The organism is Methylosarcina fibrata AML-C10 (assembly GCF_000372865.1).
In the GTDB taxonomy this organism is placed as follows: domain Bacteria; phylum Pseudomonadota; class Gammaproteobacteria; order Methylococcales; family Methylomonadaceae; genus Methylosarcina; species Methylosarcina fibrata.
On record NZ_KB889965.1, the window covers coordinates 808402 to 826415 of the forward strand.

General features: G+C 52.7%; 16 protein-coding genes. 6 read left to right on the top strand and 10 right to left on the bottom strand.

Translation table 11 applies throughout. From position 1 onward, the window contains the following. Positions 1-81: 81 nt before the first annotated feature. Both A3OW_RS0104120 and A3OW_RS0104130 read right to left on the bottom strand, forming a co-directional pair. Positions 82-576, bottom strand: a complete 495-nt coding sequence (locus tag A3OW_RS0104120; protein WP_020562160.1) for a DUF421 domain-containing protein — start codon at positions 574-576, stop codon at positions 82-84. 510 nt (positions 577-1086) lie between these two features. Then, positions 1087-2325, bottom strand: a complete 1239-nt coding sequence (locus A3OW_RS0104130) for an SPOR domain-containing protein (RefSeq protein WP_020562162.1) — start codon at positions 2323-2325, stop codon at positions 1087-1089. 164 nt (positions 2326-2489) lie between these two features. On the opposite strand from A3OW_RS0104130, the gene A3OW_RS0104135 reads away from it, so the two are divergent. From A3OW_RS0104135 to A3OW_RS0104150, 3 genes are all read left to right on the top strand, one after another. Then, positions 2490-3014 (top strand): glycine cleavage system protein R, encoded by a 525-nt coding sequence (locus tag A3OW_RS0104135; RefSeq protein ID WP_020562163.1) that lies wholly within the window; start codon positions 2490-2492, stop codon positions 3012-3014. A gap of 7 nt (positions 3015-3021) precedes the next feature. Then, a complete protein-coding gene (locus A3OW_RS0104140) occupies positions 3022-3501 on the top strand; it encodes a peroxiredoxin (RefSeq protein ID WP_020562164.1) in 480 nt (159 codons plus the stop codon). Between the two features lie 203 nt (positions 3502-3704). After that, positions 3705-5123: a PhoH family protein gene (locus A3OW_RS0104150; RefSeq protein WP_020562166.1), complete on the top strand. Its 1419-nt coding sequence runs from the start codon at positions 3705-3707 to the stop codon at positions 5121-5123. A gap of 156 nt (positions 5124-5279) precedes the next feature. On the opposite strand, the gene A3OW_RS0104155 is transcribed toward A3OW_RS0104150, so the two are convergent. Further along, entirely contained in the window at positions 5280-6377 is a 1098-nt protein-coding gene (locus tag A3OW_RS0104155) for an AI-2E family transporter (RefSeq protein WP_020562167.1), read from the bottom strand. A 180-nt stretch (positions 6378-6557) separates the two neighbouring features. Between A3OW_RS0104155 and A3OW_RS0104160 the strand changes: the two genes are divergently transcribed. Further along, positions 6558-7580 carry an alpha/beta hydrolase gene (locus A3OW_RS0104160; RefSeq protein ID WP_020562168.1) on the top strand — a complete coding sequence of 341 codons (1023 nt, stop codon included), beginning with the start codon at positions 6558-6560 and terminating at the stop codon, positions 7578-7580. Between the two features lie 112 nt (positions 7581-7692). Here A3OW_RS0104160 and A3OW_RS0104165 read toward each other — a convergent pair whose 3' ends face one another. From A3OW_RS0104165 to A3OW_RS0104180, 4 genes are all read right to left on the bottom strand, one after another. Next, entirely contained in the window at positions 7693-9003 is a 1311-nt protein-coding gene (locus tag A3OW_RS0104165; protein ID WP_020562169.1) for a replication-associated recombination protein A, read from the bottom strand. A gap of 72 nt (positions 9004-9075) precedes the next feature. Then, positions 9076-9708: an outer membrane lipoprotein chaperone LolA gene (gene lolA, locus A3OW_RS0104170; protein WP_026223319.1), complete on the bottom strand. Its 633-nt coding sequence runs from the start codon at positions 9706-9708 to the stop codon at positions 9076-9078. Positions 9709-9725: 17 nt separating this feature from the next. Next, positions 9726-12065, bottom strand: coding sequence for a penicillin-binding protein 1B (mrcB, locus tag A3OW_RS0104175; RefSeq protein WP_020562171.1), 2340 nt, complete (start codon positions 12063-12065; stop codon positions 9726-9728). 337 nt (positions 12066-12402) lie between these two features. Beyond that, positions 12403-12855 (bottom strand): HEAT repeat domain-containing protein, encoded by a 453-nt coding sequence (locus A3OW_RS0104180; protein ID WP_026223320.1) that lies wholly within the window; start codon positions 12853-12855, stop codon positions 12403-12405. 425 nt (positions 12856-13280) lie between these two features. On the opposite strand from A3OW_RS0104180, the gene A3OW_RS0104185 reads away from it, so the two are divergent. After that, on the top strand, positions 13281-14024 hold the full coding sequence (locus tag A3OW_RS0104185; protein WP_020562173.1) for a GlcG/HbpS family heme-binding protein: 744 nt from the start codon (positions 13281-13283) through the stop codon (positions 14022-14024). A gap of 152 nt (positions 14025-14176) precedes the next feature. Then, positions 14177-14812 (top strand): HEAT repeat domain-containing protein, encoded by a 636-nt coding sequence (locus tag A3OW_RS0104190; RefSeq protein WP_083918136.1) that lies wholly within the window; start codon positions 14177-14179, stop codon positions 14810-14812. 280 nt (positions 14813-15092) lie between these two features. On the opposite strand, the gene A3OW_RS0104195 is transcribed toward A3OW_RS0104190, so the two are convergent. The 3 genes from A3OW_RS0104195 to A3OW_RS26240 form a co-directional block, all read right to left on the bottom strand. After that, positions 15093-15764, bottom strand: a complete 672-nt coding sequence (locus A3OW_RS0104195; protein WP_020562175.1) for an SOS response-associated peptidase — start codon at positions 15762-15764, stop codon at positions 15093-15095. Between the two features lie 28 nt (positions 15765-15792). After that, positions 15793-15915 carry a hypothetical protein gene (locus tag A3OW_RS28805; RefSeq protein ID WP_269746759.1) on the bottom strand — a complete coding sequence of 41 codons (123 nt, stop codon included), beginning with the start codon at positions 15913-15915 and terminating at the stop codon, positions 15793-15795. A gap of 361 nt (positions 15916-16276) precedes the next feature. Continuing rightward, entirely contained in the window at positions 16277-17767 is a 1491-nt protein-coding gene (locus A3OW_RS26240; protein WP_083918137.1) for a YVTN family beta-propeller repeat protein, read from the bottom strand. Positions 17768-18014 lie beyond the last annotated feature (247 nt).

The window sequence follows — 18014 nt, forward strand, 5'->3', positions numbered from 1 at the left end:
CCCGCAGGAACCTCGATAAAGAAGCCGCGTGTGAATTCAATCTTGATCCGGCCCGATGCCTGGGTAGCCCTGTCCTGTGCTTCAATCTTTTTTTATTACGCTGATCGTGCCGTTCGCTTCGATATAGCTTTGCTTGACTTCTTCCAGGCGCTCTATCCCTTCTTCCCGCAGCTTTCCCATTAATTCTTCTTCGCTGACCATTTCCAGCCTCAGGTTCCGCCGCTGGAGCCGCCCATCCTTGATCAGAAGCCGGGGAGGCGGACGCAGCAGGCGCTGCACCGCCGGAAAGTGATAACCCAGCCAGTCGAGAAAATAATCCCAGAACGCCAGCGTGGAGACGAGAACAAGCCCTTCCGTGATCGACTTGTAGTCATGGGCCATGGCGTTTTGCGCGGCGTCGGCGATCAGTACGACGACGAGGAGGTCGGAAATGCCCAGCGCTCCCGCTTCACGCCTGAGCAGCCGCAGCACGATGAAGAGAAAGAAATACACGATCGTGCCGCGCAGGAAGATTTCTCCGATAGGCAGGGAAGGAATGAAAAAGGCTTGCCAATCGATTGAATGAAACGTGCTCACTGCGTTTGCTCCCGGGTACGATGCCGCGCAGCCGGAACTCCGGATGCCAGAGCCGGGCTTTTCTTTCGCTGTGCGGCGGAAGGATGTTTATCAGATTAGAGCTGGCGAAAGATGAAATAAATCCCTTGTTTTGGAGGCTGCCCGCGTGACCTGGCGTTTGTTTTGTCGTCTCGCCGAGGTTGGGTTAGAGTATTTTCGATTGACATGCAAAGGACTGCCGGAGCAGGAGCGAATTCCTTCGATTTTCCGGGTTTCGCTGCGGAGAATGATGAACAGAGGGACGCAAGGCAGTCCGTCGTAGAAGAAAACGCCGATCGAGCCTTTGGCGGAGCCGTCTATCCGGGTCATGACATCTTCCAGTGAAACTTTGAACAATTTGGAATAATCATTGAATTCGTGCTCATTGAATCCGGTCGTTTCCGTGGCGCGTAACTTGTCGATACGGCTGTCCGGTTTGCTTTGCGCCAGGAAGATCGCGTGACATTCCGGATGAAAATAAAATGGTGCGGCTTAACTGTTGGCCACCCAGATGGAATCGAGTTGCAATGGTTTTTTTATTTTTTCGGCGTAAGCCGCGGCTTGTTCCTGCCGGGTAAAACCGCCCACGCGCAGCCGATACCATTTGGACTGATCAACTTCGACTTCGACGATTTCGGTGCGAACGCCTTTTTTGATCAATTGCAGGGCCTGCTGTTCGGCATCGCTTCGCTGTCTGAAGGAGACTAAATTAACGAACCAGCCCGGTTTGGCATTCGTCGTTTCCGGCATGGTAAAGGCTTTGCCGGACGATGAAGAATGACTGCCGGCATCGAAGGATTTTTCAAACGAGGTCTGCCGGATTGTTCCGCCGTTTGGCATCGCAACGGGCAACAGGGTTTCGGAAGGCGTTTCGTGTTCGGCCGTTTTTCCGATTCCGTTGTTTTGAGCAGGCCCCGAGGTTTCTTGCCGAGGCAGCCCGGTCTGAGCGGATAATCCCGGTGCTTGCCGTGACGGCTCAGTTGCAGTCAGCGCGAAAACCGCGACGGCGGCCGATCCGACGCTGATCCCTAAAGCAATGCAACTGAAAACGAAAGCTTTTTTTGTTTGGGCTGCCATCGCGTTCCGGAACTCTTTTTCTTCCGCGCTGATGACGCGTCGTTCGGAAGTCCCGTACTCCAAAACGGGGAGAGGTTCTTCATCAATCGAAGAGGATTGGCTTTGGCCGAAAGGTACCGGCGTTTCGGCCGGATCGTCCTCGATCGGTTCGATCCGGCTGGGAATCGTCCCCAGCTCGACCAGATCTTCAATCCGAAGCTTTTCTTCACGAATGGCCCCCGGCAGAGCAAGCGCCGAGTGCTCGTCCAGGCGCCAGGATTCGGATTCGACGGCAAAATCGATGGTTTCGGCGGCTGCGGAATTGTCGGCAAACGGCGGTTCCGGCCGGTTCTGAACCGGATCGATTGAGGACAAGGAAACGGCGGGGGCTTCTTCGTCAAGCGTTATGAGAGGCTCGATTTTATTGGCCGCAGGCCGTTCTTCGACAAGGGTTGCAAAATCGACCGGTCCTTCCCGTTCCTCAATCCAGGGGTTCCACGGAGCAGGGGGCTCGTGGTCGTTTTCTGCATCGAATCCGGTGTTCATGAGTAAACGATCGATGGCATCTTCATCCTCCAGATCTTCGGTCAACGGCGCATAAAGATTCGCGTCCGAGGGTGCAAATACGTCGCGGTATCGTTTTTCTTTAGATTTTTTGTGCAGAGAAACTGTCATTTTTGTACTCATTAATAGTAAGATAGGAATAAATTTCGGCCTTGGTATTCAATGTTAGTCGCTATCGAAATAAATGTCTTTCGTTTAAGGGTAATCAAACTTAAAGCTAGTACAGCGCAGTGATTAATAACAGGATAAACCTACAGAATCATAAGAACAAAATAATGAAACTGGCTCTCACCGTTCTAGGTCATAACCCGTCCACTCTCATTTCGGATATATTACCGGCCATTCGCGATAGCCGATGCAGTATCCTTGAATTAAGATCGTCGCGCCTGGTTCAGGCCTACGGCGCTTACCTGCTGATCCAGGGAAACTGGAACCAGATCGCCAAATTCGAAAGCGCCCTGGAAGCCATCCAGAAAAGAACGGAAATAAAAATTCATGCCATCCGGCCGGAACAAAAAGAAAAGGGGAGGGACTACGTGCCTTATTCCCTGGAAACCATCTCCCTGGACCGCGACAACATCATCGAATCCCTCACGGCCTTTCTCTGCGAACGGGAAATCGAAATCGAAGAAATAACCGGCAGCGCCTATCAAGCGCCTTATATTCAGACTTCGGTGTTTTCCACCCGCTTTATCATTTTAATACCTCCGCAACTGCGATTGCTGGCCTTACGCGAAGAATTTCTGGACTTTTGCGACCAATTGAATATCGACGCCATTCTTGAACCCATTAAACGCTAGGTTATTGATGACTCCCCTGACTCTCGGCAGTTCCGCCCCGGATGTGGAAATCCCGGCCACCGGCGGCCAATCGATTAATTTAACAAATTTTAAAGGCCGCTTCATCGTTTTATATTTTTATCCCAAAGACAGCACTCCCGGCTGTACGCTGGAAGGGCGCGATTTCGGCGCTCATATCGATCGCTTCCAGGCAATGAATGCCGTGGTTTTCGGTGTGTCCAGAGATTCGTTGCGATCTCATGAAAATTTCAAATGCAAACAGGCCTTTCCTTTCGACCTCTTGTCGGATCCGGACGAGACGTTGTGCCGTCTGTTCGACGTCGTCAAGATGAAAAACATGTACGGCAAACAGGTCAGAGGCATCGAGCGCAGCACTTTTTTATTCGACCCTCAGGGCATTCTGGTACGCGAATGGCGCAAGGTGACGGTTAAAACCCACGTCGCCGAGGTGTTGCGGGCGCTCTCGGAACTTGCCGCCCCGCAATAAGGCGGTTTTTCGCACGGTTGCGCCCGTTCCCGTCATTCATGTACCGAATCGCCATGCGCCGCCTTCTTTGTTCTTGAATGGTTCCGAATGTCCGACCTTTTCCGTGAACGACCGCCGCGGCAGGACGTCGAGCGCCGGCCGATCGATGGAATTTAAGCTAATCTATAAATTGATCCCACTTATCCCCGAGTTCCGTATTGTCGATGAATATTAAAACCACCCCGGATAAAAAACTGTTTGTTTTGGATACCAACGTTCTCATTCACGATCCGTCGTCGATATTCCGCTTTCAGGAGCATGACATCTTTATTCCGATGATCGTTCTGGAAGAACTGGACCATTTCAAGAAAGGCCTGACCGAAATGGCCCGTAACGTCCGCCAGGTCAGCCGCTTTCTCGACGAGCTGATACGGGACGCCAACCAGCAAACCATCGAAGACGGCTTGCCCTTGTCGCTGATCGAACGCGGCGTGATTCCTGCCGAAGCCGACAGAATGGGGCGGCTGTATTTTCAAACCCGGGCCATGACCGGACTGCTCCCGGAAAGCATGCCCGGTCGTACGCCCGACAACTCGATCCTCGGCGTCGTTCTTGCCCTCAAGAAGCAATTGCCGAACGTCAATGTGATTCTGGTCTCCAAAGACATCAACATGCGCATCAAGGCGGCGACGCTTGATTTGCCGGCCGAAGATTACCACAACGATCAGGTGCTCGAAGACATCGATCTATTGTACAGCGGCGCCGACGCACTGCCTGAGGATTTTTGGGAATTGCACGGCAGCAAGATGGAGTCCTGGCAGGAAAAAGGAAGAACGTTTTATCGGCTCGAAGCGCCTCTGGTGGCCGAATGGTATCCCAATCAATATCTTTACATCGAAAAGGACTCCAATTTCGAAGCCATCGTCAGGGAATGCAATCAGCGTCAGGCGATTCTGGAACTGGCCAGGGATTACCGCAGCAAACACAACAACGTCTGGGGAATCACCGCCAAAAACCGCGAACAGAACTACGCATTCAATGTTTTGCTGGATCCTGAAATCGATTTCGTTACGCTCCTCGGCACCGCCGGAACCGGCAAGACTTTGCTGGCGCTGGCGGCGGGTTTGACGATGACGATGGAGCAGAAGCTTTATAACGAAATCATCATGACCCGGGAAACGGTGCCGATCGGAGAGGACATCGGTTTTCTACCCGGAACCGAGGAAGAAAAGATGGCGCCGTGGATGGGGGCGCTGATGGACAATCTGGAACTGCTGGGCAACCGCAGCGGCCGCAATGAATGGGAACAGAGCGCGACCAACAATCTGTTGATGAACCGGGTGAAAATCCGCTCGCTCAACTTCATGCGGGGACGCACCCTGCTCAACCGCTACCTGATCATTGACGAGGCCCAGAACCTGACGGCGAAGCAGTTGAAAACCCTGATCACCCGCGCCGGTCCCGGAACCAAAATCATCTGCATCGGCAATCTTTCGCAAATCGATACGCCCTATTTGACGGCCACCACCTCCGGGTTGACGTATATCGTGGATCGCTTCAAACGATGGCCGCACAGCGCGCACATCACCTTGCGCCGCGGCGAGCGCTCGCGTCTGGCCGATTACGCCTCGGAGACGCTGTAACGGCGCTCATCCGTTCGTTCCCCGGCGCACAGGAAGAGAATCGGAGCGGGCGATTTCCGGTTCAAATCGTGGTCAGAATGGTTTGTCCCCGTGCGCTGGAGCATTTTCACGTCGCGTGGCCGAATGAATTCGCCTCTGCAAGTGATAGGAAACGCTCTAATAATAGTCGTGCTTCTGATCTCCGATTCGAGGCCAGGCCGTCAGCACCGCCTGGACGACGGTCGCTAAAGGAATGGCGAAAAATACGCCCCAGAAGCCCCATAGGCCGCCGAAAAACAGGATGGCGACAATGATCGCGATGGCGTGCAGGTTGACGGCTTCGGAGAACAACAGGGGCACCAGAATGACGCCGTCCAGCATCTGAATGATCGAGTAGGCCATGAGCACATACATGAAGTCGTCTCCGCCCAGGCCCCACTGGAAATAAGCGATGCCCAGCACCGGAAAGGTCACCAGGGTGGCCCCGATATAAGGAATGATCACCTGAAGGCCCATCAGGACCGCGAGCAACAAGGCGTAATTCAGCCCCATCGCCGCAAAGGTGGCATAGCTTACCACCAAGAGGATAAATACCTCGACAATTTTTCCGCGCACGTAATTGCCGATCTGCGTGTTCACTTCATTCCAGACCCGTACCGACAAATAGCGGTCCCGCGGCAGAAACTGCACGAACCAGGCGATCAGCTTGTGTTTGTCCTTGAGAAAGAAAAAAACCATCATCGGCACGAGAAACAGATAAACCAACACGCTGACCAGGCCAACCACCGAGGCGGCCGAAGCCGACAGCATGTTTTGTCCGTAAATGATCAATTCCCTTTGCAGGGTATACAGCATTTCCAGGATTTTTCTTTCCGAAAAGAATTTAGGATACATTTTCGGCAGCCGCATGATCCCGGTTTGAGCTCTTTCGATGATCATCGGTATGTTTTGAATGAGTTCCATCGCCTGCTGGGAAATGATCGGAATGAGATAAAACAGTAAAAAGATCAGGCCGGCCATAAACACCGAAAACACCAGACAGACCGCCGGCAAGCGCGGTATTTTGTAACTTTCGGCCTTGGCCACCAGGCCTTCCAATAAATAGGCGATGACGATTGAAGTAAATGCCGGCATCAGAATGTCTGACAAAGAGTAGATCAGAACGAAGCTGACTACCAAAATGATGGCTAATGATACCGCCTGAGGATTGGGCAGAATCCGCCTGAAATATTCCCGAAATAACTGTATGTTTACAAACTGGTTTTGAGGAGTCATCAATGATAAATAATGGATAGGAATGGCTGATTTTCTATTCTATCTCGACACGCTGCTCTAAACTCTTCTTTATTGGAAAGAAGGAATTGGACTTTGGCTGGTCGCGTGCCCGCCAAGGCAGGCGTCGAAACACATTGGAATCGGAATGAGGAAATTATACGGAAAAATACCGGAAAATTTATGAAAATGCTTTACCCCTTGTTAATCAGTATCATCTTATGCATCGGCGTGTTGTTGGGTTGTATGCCGATGATCTACCCCCCCGGAGAAAAAAACTACACGGCGCAATTGCTTGGAAACACCATCGTAACGGAAGACGGCGCCCGTTTGCCGTTAAGATTTTGGCTGCCGGAAACCGAGCCTAAGGCGGTTATCATTGCCTTGCACGGGTTCAACGACTACAGCCGGTTTTTCGATCAGCCGGGCCGCTTTTTCAGCAAGCAGGGGATTGCCAGTTTTGCCTACGATCAACGCGGTTTCGGGGCCGCTCCGAAACGCGGCCTGTGGGCCGGAAGCAAGGCCTATGCCGACGATTTGAAAACCGCAGTGAGGCTGATCGCCCGGCGTTATCCGCAACTCCCCATTTATCTTTTGGGCGAAAGCATGGGGGGAGCCGTCATTATCACGGCGATGAGCGGGAAGGACAGGCCCGAAGTGGCGGGAATCATTCTGGCCGCCCCGGCGTTATGGGCCAGAGAGACGATGCCCTGGTACCAGACCGGCTTGTTGTGGACGCTGGCGCACAGCTTGCCCTGGCTTACCCTGACCGGCGAGGGCGTTAAAGTGACGCCTTCCGACAATGTAGAGATGCTCCACGCTCTGGGCCGGGATCCCTGGGTGATCAAAAGTACCCGAGTGGAAACCTTGTACGGCCTGACCAATCTGATGGACAAAGCGTTCGACAGCGCCGGCTTGTTGCACGCCAATACACTGCTGCTTTACGGAGAGAAAGACGAAATCATTCCGAAAGAGCCGACTTATGCCTTTCTTCAACAGTTTTTGAGCGCCAGGCCTGCTACGGTGAAAACCGTTGCTTTTTATCAGAACGGCTATCATATGCTGCTTCGGGATCTGCAGGGAGAGACGATCTGGCAGGACATAACGGCATGGATCGAAGCCGGCTCCGGAAGATTGCCGTCGGGAGCCGATCAACGCGCCCAGATTCTGCTGGCGCCGTCCGCAGGCGACAAGCTGGAAAATTAAAAATCGGCCTCGACTCATCGCTTCGGCCGTTCTCGGCCGGTCTTTTCGGTTAAGTTCCGTCGGCAGGGCTGCCGGGCATAGCGGATGACAAAGAGCCGGGCAGGGCACCGCTTTAACGCCGGTGCCGGCGGTCCAGTTGCTTTAAATACTTGAGTTTTTCACCGATTTTAATCTCCAGCCCCCGGTCGACGGGCTGATAGTAACTTCTGTCCTGCAACGGTTCGGGAAAATAGTTTTCGCCCGCGGCATAGGCTTCGGCTTCGTCATGCGCATAGCGGTATTCCTTGCCGTAATCCAGCGCCTGCATCAAGGCGGTCGGAGCATTCCGCAAATGCACCGGCACTTCCAGACTGCCGTGCTGCCTGGCGTCCTGCATGGCCGCGTTATAGGCCTTGTAGACGGCGTTGCTTTTCGGCGCACAAGCCAGATAAACGACCGCTTGCGCCAGGCTGAGTTCGCCTTCGGGACTGCCCAGACGTTCCTGCGCTTCCCAGGCATTGAGGGCGATTTGCAAGGCTCTCGGATCGGCATTGCCGATGTCTTCGGACGCGATCCGGACGATGCGGCGGGCCAGATAGGCCAGGTCGCAGCCGCCGTCGATCATCCGGCACAGCCAGTACAGGGCGGCATCCGGGGAGCTGCCGCGTACCGATTTGTGCAGCGCCGAAATCTGATTGTAAAATTCGTCGCCCTGCTGATCGAAGCGCCGGACGCTGCCGCTCAGCACCTCGCGGGCGCAGGCTTCGTCGATGTTCCGGCTGTCGTGCGCGGCCGCGAGTTCTGCGGCCAGTTCCAGCAGATTCAACAATTTTCTGGCGTCGCCGTCGGCCGCCTGGGCAAATTGCCGCTTGACGTCCTCGCTCACGGCCAGACCCAGGCCGCCCAGACCTTTGCCGGAATCGGCAAGCGCCGCGTTCAGGACCGTCAGCAGATCCTCGGCCGTCAATGACTTGAGCACGTACACCCGCGCTCTTGAGAGCAAGGCGTTGTTGAGGGCGAAAGAAGGATTTTCGGTGGTCGCTCCGACAAAATACACGGTGCCGTCTTCGACGTGCGGCAGAAAGGCATCCTGTTGGGATTTATTGAAACGATGCACTTCGTCGACGAACAACACCGTGCGCCGGTGTTGCGTCTGCTGAATCGATTTGGCTTCGGCGACGGCCGCCCTAATTTCCTTGACGCCGGCCAAAACCGCCGAAACCGGCATGAACTCGGCATCCGAATGTCGGGCGATCAGACGGGCCAGCGTGGTCTTTCCGGTGCCGGGCGGCCCCCAGAATATCATCGAATGCAGCCGGCCCGAGCGGATCGCTTCATACAGCGGCTTGCCGGCCGTCAGTATATGCTGCTGGCCGACGTATTCTTCCAATGAGTGGGGGCGCATCCGGTCGGCCAGCGGCTTGGTCAGGTCCTCAAACATCATAAAGGCAAACGAGCATCCTTCGGCAAGCGGTCGAGGCCGTCCTCCGACGGCGGATCAGGCCTCCAATCCGGTTTATTTATCGGAAAAAACGTCCACTCCTTTCGGAGGCGTGAATTGGAAGAGCGTCTGTTTCAGCGGAGGATTGACGATGACATCGGAAAAATAAATGCGGGTCAACTGGCCGAAATTGTCGCTTAATTCCATGCCGCCGAGGATCCCTTTGGTCAAGCCGATGAGGATGTATTTGAAAGTGCTTTCCTCGCTTTTCGGCGACAGCTTGATCCATTGCATGTCGCCGTCGATGCCCTGATCTTCCATGATAAAGTTATCTTCCAGCGAAATCTGTCCGCTTAACAGCAAGGCCGGGGTGGAGCCCAGCGACTCGTCCAGTTTTTTGATGGTCACCTGTTCCAGATCGGTATCGTAAAACCAGACTTTGCCGGCATCGGCGACGATTTCCTGGGTAAAAGGCTTCTCGTAATTCCAGCGGAATTTTCCCGGCCTTTGCAGATAAAAAACGCCGTAGCTGGTCCTCACGGGATTGCCCGCTTCATTGAGCAGCACTTGTTTAAAATTCGCGCTGAGCGATTTTGAGGTCGCCAGAAAAGTTTTCAACTGCTGAATCGGCTTGTCTGCCGCCAAAGCCTGGCCGGTGCACGTCAGCCAGGCGATTAAGATCAGGTTGTAAAAATTGATTCTAGACATGGCAATCCCGTCGATCATTATTGCGTAAATAAATCATTAAACCAGTTGCTATCCTGTTGGGTTCCCGGCGTCGGGCTGCACGAAGAATAAGCCGTCGGTTCGGAGCCGGAAATGTAAGGATAATTCCTGGCGCCTGGGCAGGTCTCGCCGGCCAGCAAGCCGTTGTAGGGATCCACCCAGACCATCTTGATGTTGTCGGGCGGAATCAGATCGACCGGTTGCGTCGAAATTTGCCGCATCAGAGCCGTCCAGACCTGCAGCGCGCCGGTGGCGCCGGTGAGCCCTGCCGGTTTGTTGTCGTCGCGTCCCACCCAGACCACCGATAGATAATCCCCGCTGTAACCGGCAAACCAACTGTCCTTGGCATCGTTGGTGGTGCCCGTTTTGCCGACCAAGCCATACCCCGGAGGAAAGGCGGAATAAGCCGATTGGCCGGTGCCGCTCTGCATGACTTCCTGCAAAATGGTGTTGACGATGTAGGTCGCCGAAGGGTCGACGGCCTGCCGGACGGTGAAAGGATAACTTTGAAGACGCTCGCCGCTGGACGAAAGGACTCCTCTGATCGCTTTCAAAGGCGGCGAAAAACCGTCTCCGGCCAACGTTTGATACATTTGGGTCACTTCCATCGGGGTCAATTGCATGGCGCCCAACAGGAATGACGGATACAATTCCACCTTGCGGGTCACGCCCATGTTTCTCAAGGTTTTGGCCGTTCGCGCAATGCCGACGTCCATGCCGATGCGGACCGTGGCGAGATTGTAGGATTTGGCTAGAGCGGTATGCAGGGGGACGGTGCCATGCTCCCTATTGTCGTAATTTTTAGGGCTCCAGTCGTTGCCGTTCGGACCCTTGACGAAAACGGCCGAATCGCTCACCGGCGAGGTGATGGTGTACCGGTTCGGATACTCGAGCGCGCTGAGATAGACGACCGGCTTGATCAACGAGCCGATCGGCCTGACGGCGTCGAGGGCGCGGTTGAATCCCGATGCCGAATTTTTCCGGCCGCTGGCCAGAGCGGCAATTTCACCGCTGTCCCGATGGGTTACGACGACCGCGGTTTCAAGATTTTTGGTCTTGGGCAGTTTTTCGAGCTGACTCAATTTGCTGGCGACCGTCTGTTCCAGCGTATCCTGAATCCGGGTATCCAGGGTAGTGAAAATGACCAGCCCTTCGGAGGTCAGGTCTTCCTCCCGGTAATCGCGTCTGAGCTGGCGCTTGACCAGATCCAGAAATCCCGGATAGCGGTTGGCCGAGCGATGGGTATTGGCGATCACGTTCAAGGGTTTGGCTTTGGCTTCTTCGGCTTGCTCGGTGCTCAGGTAGCCTTCCGCCGCCATCTCGTCCAGCACCAGATTGCGCCGTTGCAAAGACCGTTCGGGAAAGCGCCTCGGATCGTATTCGGAGGGCCCCCGAACCAGCGCCACCAGGGTCGCCAGTTGTTCCATCGGAAGATTCTTCAAGGAACCGCCGAAATAAAATTCGCTGGCCAGACCGAAGCCGTGGACGGCGCTGGCGCCGTCCTGGCCGAGATAGATTTCGTTTAAATAGGCTTCCAGAATTTCATTCTTGCTGTAGCGGTATTCCAGAATCAACGCCATCAAGGCTTCTTTTACCTTTCGGGACAAACTGCGCTCGGACGTGAGGTAAAAGTTTTTAACCAGTTGTTGAGTGATGGTGCTGCCGCCCTGAACCATGCCGCCGGCCCGCATGTTGTTCCACATCGCCCGGGCGATGCCGCGCAGGGAAATGCCGAAATGCTGGTAAAAATCCCGGTCCTCGGAAGCCAGGAGGCCCTTGATCAGCATGTCCGGAGCTTCTTCGAGCTTGATCAGAACCCGGTCTTCCTTGATGGTAGGGTAAAAGCTGCCGATCAGCACCGGATCCATACGGATAATGGCAATGTCTTTTTTTTGCGTTAAATCGGTAACAGCGCTGATGCCCGATTGGTTAAAGTCGACGCGCAGGGTGGTACTCGGCTGCTTTTGGTCCAGAAAAGTAAAATCACGGGTTTTTACGATGATTCCTTGATCTTTTTTAAAAAAGGTGCCGTCCGCCGATAGAAGAGGATCGGTCCGATAGTGCAGTTGCCCCAGCAATTCCTCGAATTTGGCCTCCGTCAGGTTATAGCCGGCATAAAGTTCGACCGGATTCGCGTACACTCTGGCAGGAATCGCCCAGCGCTTGCCTTCGAACTGTTTCCGGACGTTGTAATCGAGATAGCCGAGATAGCTGGTTAAAACAAACGCAAACCCGACAAGACCTATTAATAGAAGGGTTCCAAACCAGTGCGAGGCCCGACGGCCTCGGGGCTTTTTCGGATTGTATCGGGATCCACGCTTTTTAGCTCTTTCTGTCATAGCCTCTCGATCTATTGGGAATGCCGGAATGCATCACGGCAGTTAAACCGGATATTATACATCATCAGGACTGGAAACCTCATGACGGATGAATGTATCAATTTCAGGATGAATGAAAAGTGAATAGAAGAAAAAGTTCTGCCGCTGCTTGATAAAAAGGAAAAATTTTCAATGGTTGGAGTCGTGTCTGTTTTGCCCCGAGAAGGCCTGGATTGTAAATTATTGGAACAATCCGACTTTGAACTTTAAATTCGAAGATTAAATTCGAAGATTGACAAAGAACGGCTTCCGTTTCCTATTCCATTCTCAAAAAAATCCAAAAAACCGGCGGGGAGCATTATTCGCCGGCCAGAGCCAACGCCAATTCGGCAGCTTCTCTAATTTGCTCGTTTTTATCTTTGCTCAAGCTGCTCAATCGCTCGATCAACTGGGGATCATCCACCTCGGATATCGATTCCAGAGTTAGGACGACGATATCGGAATTATTGTTTTCCAAGGCGGCAATCAATAGTCGTTGCCGCTCTTTTGCGTCTCCCCATTCGCTGATCTGAATGACCGCCTGCTCTCTGACATTCATGTCGGGATCGCCCAAAGCAAACAAAATACCTTCCTTTGCGTTATCGGTCGCGTATTCGCCTAGAGTCATGACGGCTAATTCCCGGTCTTCCGCCTCCTGATCGTTATGCAAAGAGTGCAAGGCTTCTTCGACCATTTGAAGGCTGTCGGGATCGTTTGCCGACTGTTTTGTAAAGGCCTGTTGTTCCGTTGCCGCCAGATATCGTTGCCGCAAAACTTGATTGAATGAGTTCGATCGGGAAGTTATTGAAGCGGGCTTTGAAGGCTGTTCCGGATGGCGGGTTCTAGCCGAATTACTGAAGGTTGAATAGACGGCTTTAATTTTCGCCGTTATGGGAGGGAAAAAATACGCTGCAAACGGGATGGCAACGATCAATAGTATGAAGCGAGAAATAGCTTTCTTATTATTAACGCTCACCATTTTACATTAACTTGATGAAATTTATTAAAATTATTGATTTTTATATAGAAGTTGATAGAGGAAATCATACTAAATATAATGATACCGGTTTGCGGCCGATTTCTGCGGGACCGAGAAATCGCAAACCGAAAGCTTAATTTAACCGATTCGGATTGACAATAGGATAAGTTGAATTGGGCTATTTAAATAAAACTTATTAGAGAGGATGTGATAGAACTATGAAAAAAATGATACTAAAAGGTTCAATCCTGGCGCTGATTTCTACAGGCGTATTCGCCGCTCCGCCCAAGGACTGTCCGGTGACTTACGACCAGTTGAAAGCGGCATTGGATGCGGCAGTCACTCAGGATAACGGGGGCTTGGGTTTTGACATGTGGGGTACCGTTGTCAATGCCGACGGCAGAGTTTGCGCCGTTGCCAGAACGGGCGAAAAATTAAACGATCAATGGTTGGCCAGCCGCATTATTTCGGCTCAGAAAGCCTATACGGCGGCGACCTTGAATAACAACCAAGGATCGAGCGCCAATTCCACGGGCGGTTTTGCTTTTTCTACTGCCAGTCTCTATGGTGCCGTGCTCGAAGGCGGTCCGCTTTATGGTCTTCAGCACAGTAATCCGGTCGATACAAAATGGGCTTATGCGGGTAACAGCGAAAAATTCGGTACCAATAAAGATCCACTGGTAGGACGAAGGATCGGCGGCATCAACGTATTTGGCGGCGGGTTGTCCTTGTTTGACGCAAACGATCAGGTGGTGGGCGCCGTCGGAGTCAGTGGCGACACTTCCTGCGCGGATCATAATATTGCCAGACGGGTTAGAAACTATTTCGCGACCAACGGTATCGCCCAGGCTCCGGCAACCGAAGCCGATATCGATTATGCGGGAGGGTATCCTGACTGTTCCGGAAGTTCGGCGACTTTTTATACCGAGAACATCGTCGGTTTGAGTCAGCGCTTTCCTTAAAAAAATCTCTGATTTAACGTGGGGAACCGGATGACTTGTCCGGTTCCCTCAAACTTTTTTAATATTGAACTTGCCGCTCCTTCCGGACTCTTTCTGCTTCTCCAGGCTAACTCAAATGCATGTCTTCCACAATTTTTAATGACTGAAAAAAGATGATAAAAAAGCGAGTGACAATGGTCGTGCTGGCATTGACCCTGTGCGCGTGCAACGATACCGGCAAGGAAGGCGAGGGCGGTAACGACACCCGGACGCTTTTCCAAAAAGCCCTTCAGCAGGATTCCCGCAAGATCGATAAAACCCCGGATTCAAACACTCCGTCAAAGAAAACGGAATCCGCCGGTAACCGGCCTTCGTTTACGCCAACGGACGGGGCCGAGGCTGATGAAACCGTCGACGCCGAAGAGCTGGAAGAATTCCGGCAGGACTATGAAGGAGCGGCCGATGTCGAGGAAAAATCCGAGGCGCTCATTGCTTTGGTGCAGGCCGACGAAAAAAACGCAGTGGCCTTGTTAAAGGAAGCCTATACCAGTCCGGAGCCCGAATTGCGGAGAGAAGCCATCTTGCAATTGCAGGATTTCAGCGACGATGAGCAGGCGGTGGATTTGATGTTGAGAGCTTTGGACGATCCGGACTCGGAAGTGGTTATGAATGCGGTGGAAGGCCTGTCCGGACAAGAAAGCGCCCGTGTCGCGGAAAAATTAAAAAAAGTGGCGCAGTCCCATCCCGACGAGGCGGTCAGAGAACTGGCCCAGGATTATCTGGATCAAGCGAATGAATACAGTCAATAAATATTAATCGATTCGACAAAAAGAGCCGATTAACGGCGTATCAAGCCGGAAGATTCCAGGATGAACGTTGTTTTCGATGAAGTCCGGCTGTCGGTCAGGACTGTTTCGCTAACCGGCCATAACGGCCCTTTAAAACCAAAGATTTCCATGTTACGGCCGGACCGAAATTTTCCAGGATAGTTGCCGTATATTTATGCCGCTTCTTTTCTAATGGCTTCATTTGATACGGCCATATTTTCCGTTTTACCGAAAATTTCTCACCGGCTTGATAAACAAGTTCTTAATTCACCGTTTCTATGCATTTTTCGGAATCGTACATTGGGTTGTTGACTTTCCTGCTCACCGGCCAGGCCGCCATCTCTTCGCTAGGATAGGGTTTCAGCAGGTTTTGAAGGCGATGAGTGTCTCTCGCTCTTAATTCAAGCCAGTCATTCCAATGAGCGGGAGCCAGAACGACCGGCATACGATTATAAATCGACCGCAAAAGGGCGTTCGCTTCCGTTACAATGATGACGCAGCTTTCCAAATTCTCTCCTGCCGGACTCCGCCATTCTTCCCATAGTCCAGCCAGTGCCATGGGAAGTTGATTACGCAGTACGATAAACCACGGTTGTTTGGCCTTCGAGCCGGCCACCGCTTGCCATTGGTAATAGCCATCCGCCGGTATCAGGCAGCGCCGTCGCTTGAAAGCCTCCCGGTATCCCGGTTTTTGGGCCACTGTTTCCGCCCGGGCGTTATAACTGGTATAGCCGACTTCTATCGTCTTCGCCCAATGCGGAACCAGACCCCATCTGGCCAAAGTAAATTGCCTTTTATTGCTTTCTTCCCGGATGATTAGAATGCTTTGTGTCGGCGCAATATTAAATCGAGGCGGCAAATCCAAAGGCGCCTCTGTACTGAAGCGGTGAGATAAAGCATAAGGATCGCTGTAAAGAGCGAATCGGCCGCACATAGGATCAATCGTTGTTTTGAATTGAGCTTTAAATACCGTTATTGCCTTTATCGTCGTCATTAATTTTATTTTCTTCGGTGCTCGCCTTCATCATCCATAGTCCGATGACTACCGCCAGTACCATGACGACTTCGAATACCATCCTCAACATGGTCATCCCCCTTTGTCAATTATATGGTTAGGGCCGGCAGCATAGGAGCGCTCGCCATTTGAAGAATCCGTCAATTGTTTAGTATGAATCTAAATAAAAGATTCCAAAATGGAAAGTTTGTTCCAAAGAGTGGCAGGAAACTCTTGAAAGAACATTCTCGCAGACGAGCCTTTCTGACCTCTCCGTTTGCAAACGTTCCAGGTAATTCATTGCAGGCTGAAGACGGCAGTCATTAGATTTATTGCAGAGATTGAAGCCAAAGCAGGCATATCGCTTTGGCGGGTTTGAAAAAGGATGTAAATGCGATAGTCAGAAATCCTGAGCGGCACAGGGCTTATTTTTCCATGCCGCTCGGGGTGACTTATTGAACCGTAAATCCGTTTTTCCGAATTGCTCTTTGGCCGTCGGGATTGATCAGCGTCAAAATTTTAGTTCCTTTCGGTGCCGTGCTGGTAACGTTCACTGTCACTTGACAACTGGTCGAGCTGAGATATGTTATCTGCTGCACCACCACGCCGCTCCCTACAGGACCGACTGTCGCGCTAATCCCGGAGACAAAACCGGTGCCGGTCAGGGTCAAGGTGGCCGTTGTGCCCCGTGCTACGGAAGACGGGCTCACACTGCTGATGGTCGGTGCAGGGGGCGGCGCGTCGCAGGCATCGCCGATGCCGTTGCCGTTGCTGTCAATCTGATCGGGATTGGCTACCGACGGGCAGTTGTCGCTGCTGTCGGGGATGCCGTCGCCGTCGCCGTCCGCCGGAATGCCGGGGGTGAGATCGGTAGCTAACACGGTCCAGGGATTAAGACCGGTCGTGATTGTATTGGTCACGGTCAGACTGGCGGTATCGATGACCGAAACGGTGCCGGCCGGCGGGCTGGTAACGTACAGTTTGCTGCCGTCAGGGCTCAACTCTGCCCAGTAGGGGCCGGTGCCAACCGGTATGGTGGCCAGGACTGTCCGGCTGGCCGTATCGATGGCTACGGCGGCATTGCCGTTGGCGACCTCGGTAAATGCCCGCTTGCCGTCGGGCGAGATGGTTATATTCCAGGGCGTCGGGCCGACCGAGATGGTATTTTCCAGGGCTTGTGTCGTGGTATTGATGACCGAAACGGTGCCGGAAGTGGTGTTGGTGACATAAATGTAAGCATTGTCCGGCGTTACGGCCATATAGGAAGGATTGGTGCCGGCGGCGGCCGTCCAGGCTACGGTCTTGGTGGCGGTATCGATGGCCGTGACCGTATTGGAACCGAAGTTGGCCACATAGACCCGGCTGCCATCCGGCGAGGCGGCAATGCCTCGAGGCGCTTGGCCGACAAGCAGGTTTTGTACCACGGTATCGGTGGCCGTATCGATGATTGAAACGGAGCTGGCTCCGGTGTTGCCGACGTAGATATAGCCTCCGGTATAGACCATGAACCGCGGCTGGGTCCTTACCGTGATGGTATTAATCACGGTAAAGCTGGTCGTATCGATCACCGAAACAGTGCCGTCATCCTTGTTATCGACGTAAAGCTTGTTGTCGGTTGGATGGTGCACCATAAACTCCGGTTTGTTGCCCACCGTGATCGTGGCGATAATATTGTTCGTCGCCGTGTCGAGTACCGACACGCTGCCCGAGGTCTGGTTGGATATAAAGACTTTCGATCGGTCGGGAGAAATCACTGCTCGAACCGCAGTATTTCCTCCGGTTGTCTTGTGGGAAAGAGCGGCCGAGGTGACGCCGTCAACAACGTCTACCGATCCGGGTGACCAGTTATTGACGATATAGGTACGGTATGTTGCCGCCTGGGCGCCAATGGCGAAGCTCAAGGTAAAGAGGAAACAAAATAGTTTTCGAGCAAGTTGGTACATTAATGATACTCCGGTTTATTTTTTGATTTATGGGTTTTTTTGCTCTGGCCGAAACAGAATATTAATAAATTTGCAATTATCCATGAGTCAGATTTTTAAACTTATTCATTAACATCTGTCCTTTAAGGCTGTTTTCTGAATATCGTCAACAAATAGATTTAATACATCGGTTACATGATAATCTGGCTACCCGAATTAAACATCAAGCAGATATCCCGATTTTTCAGGGATATTTGCCCTCGACAAG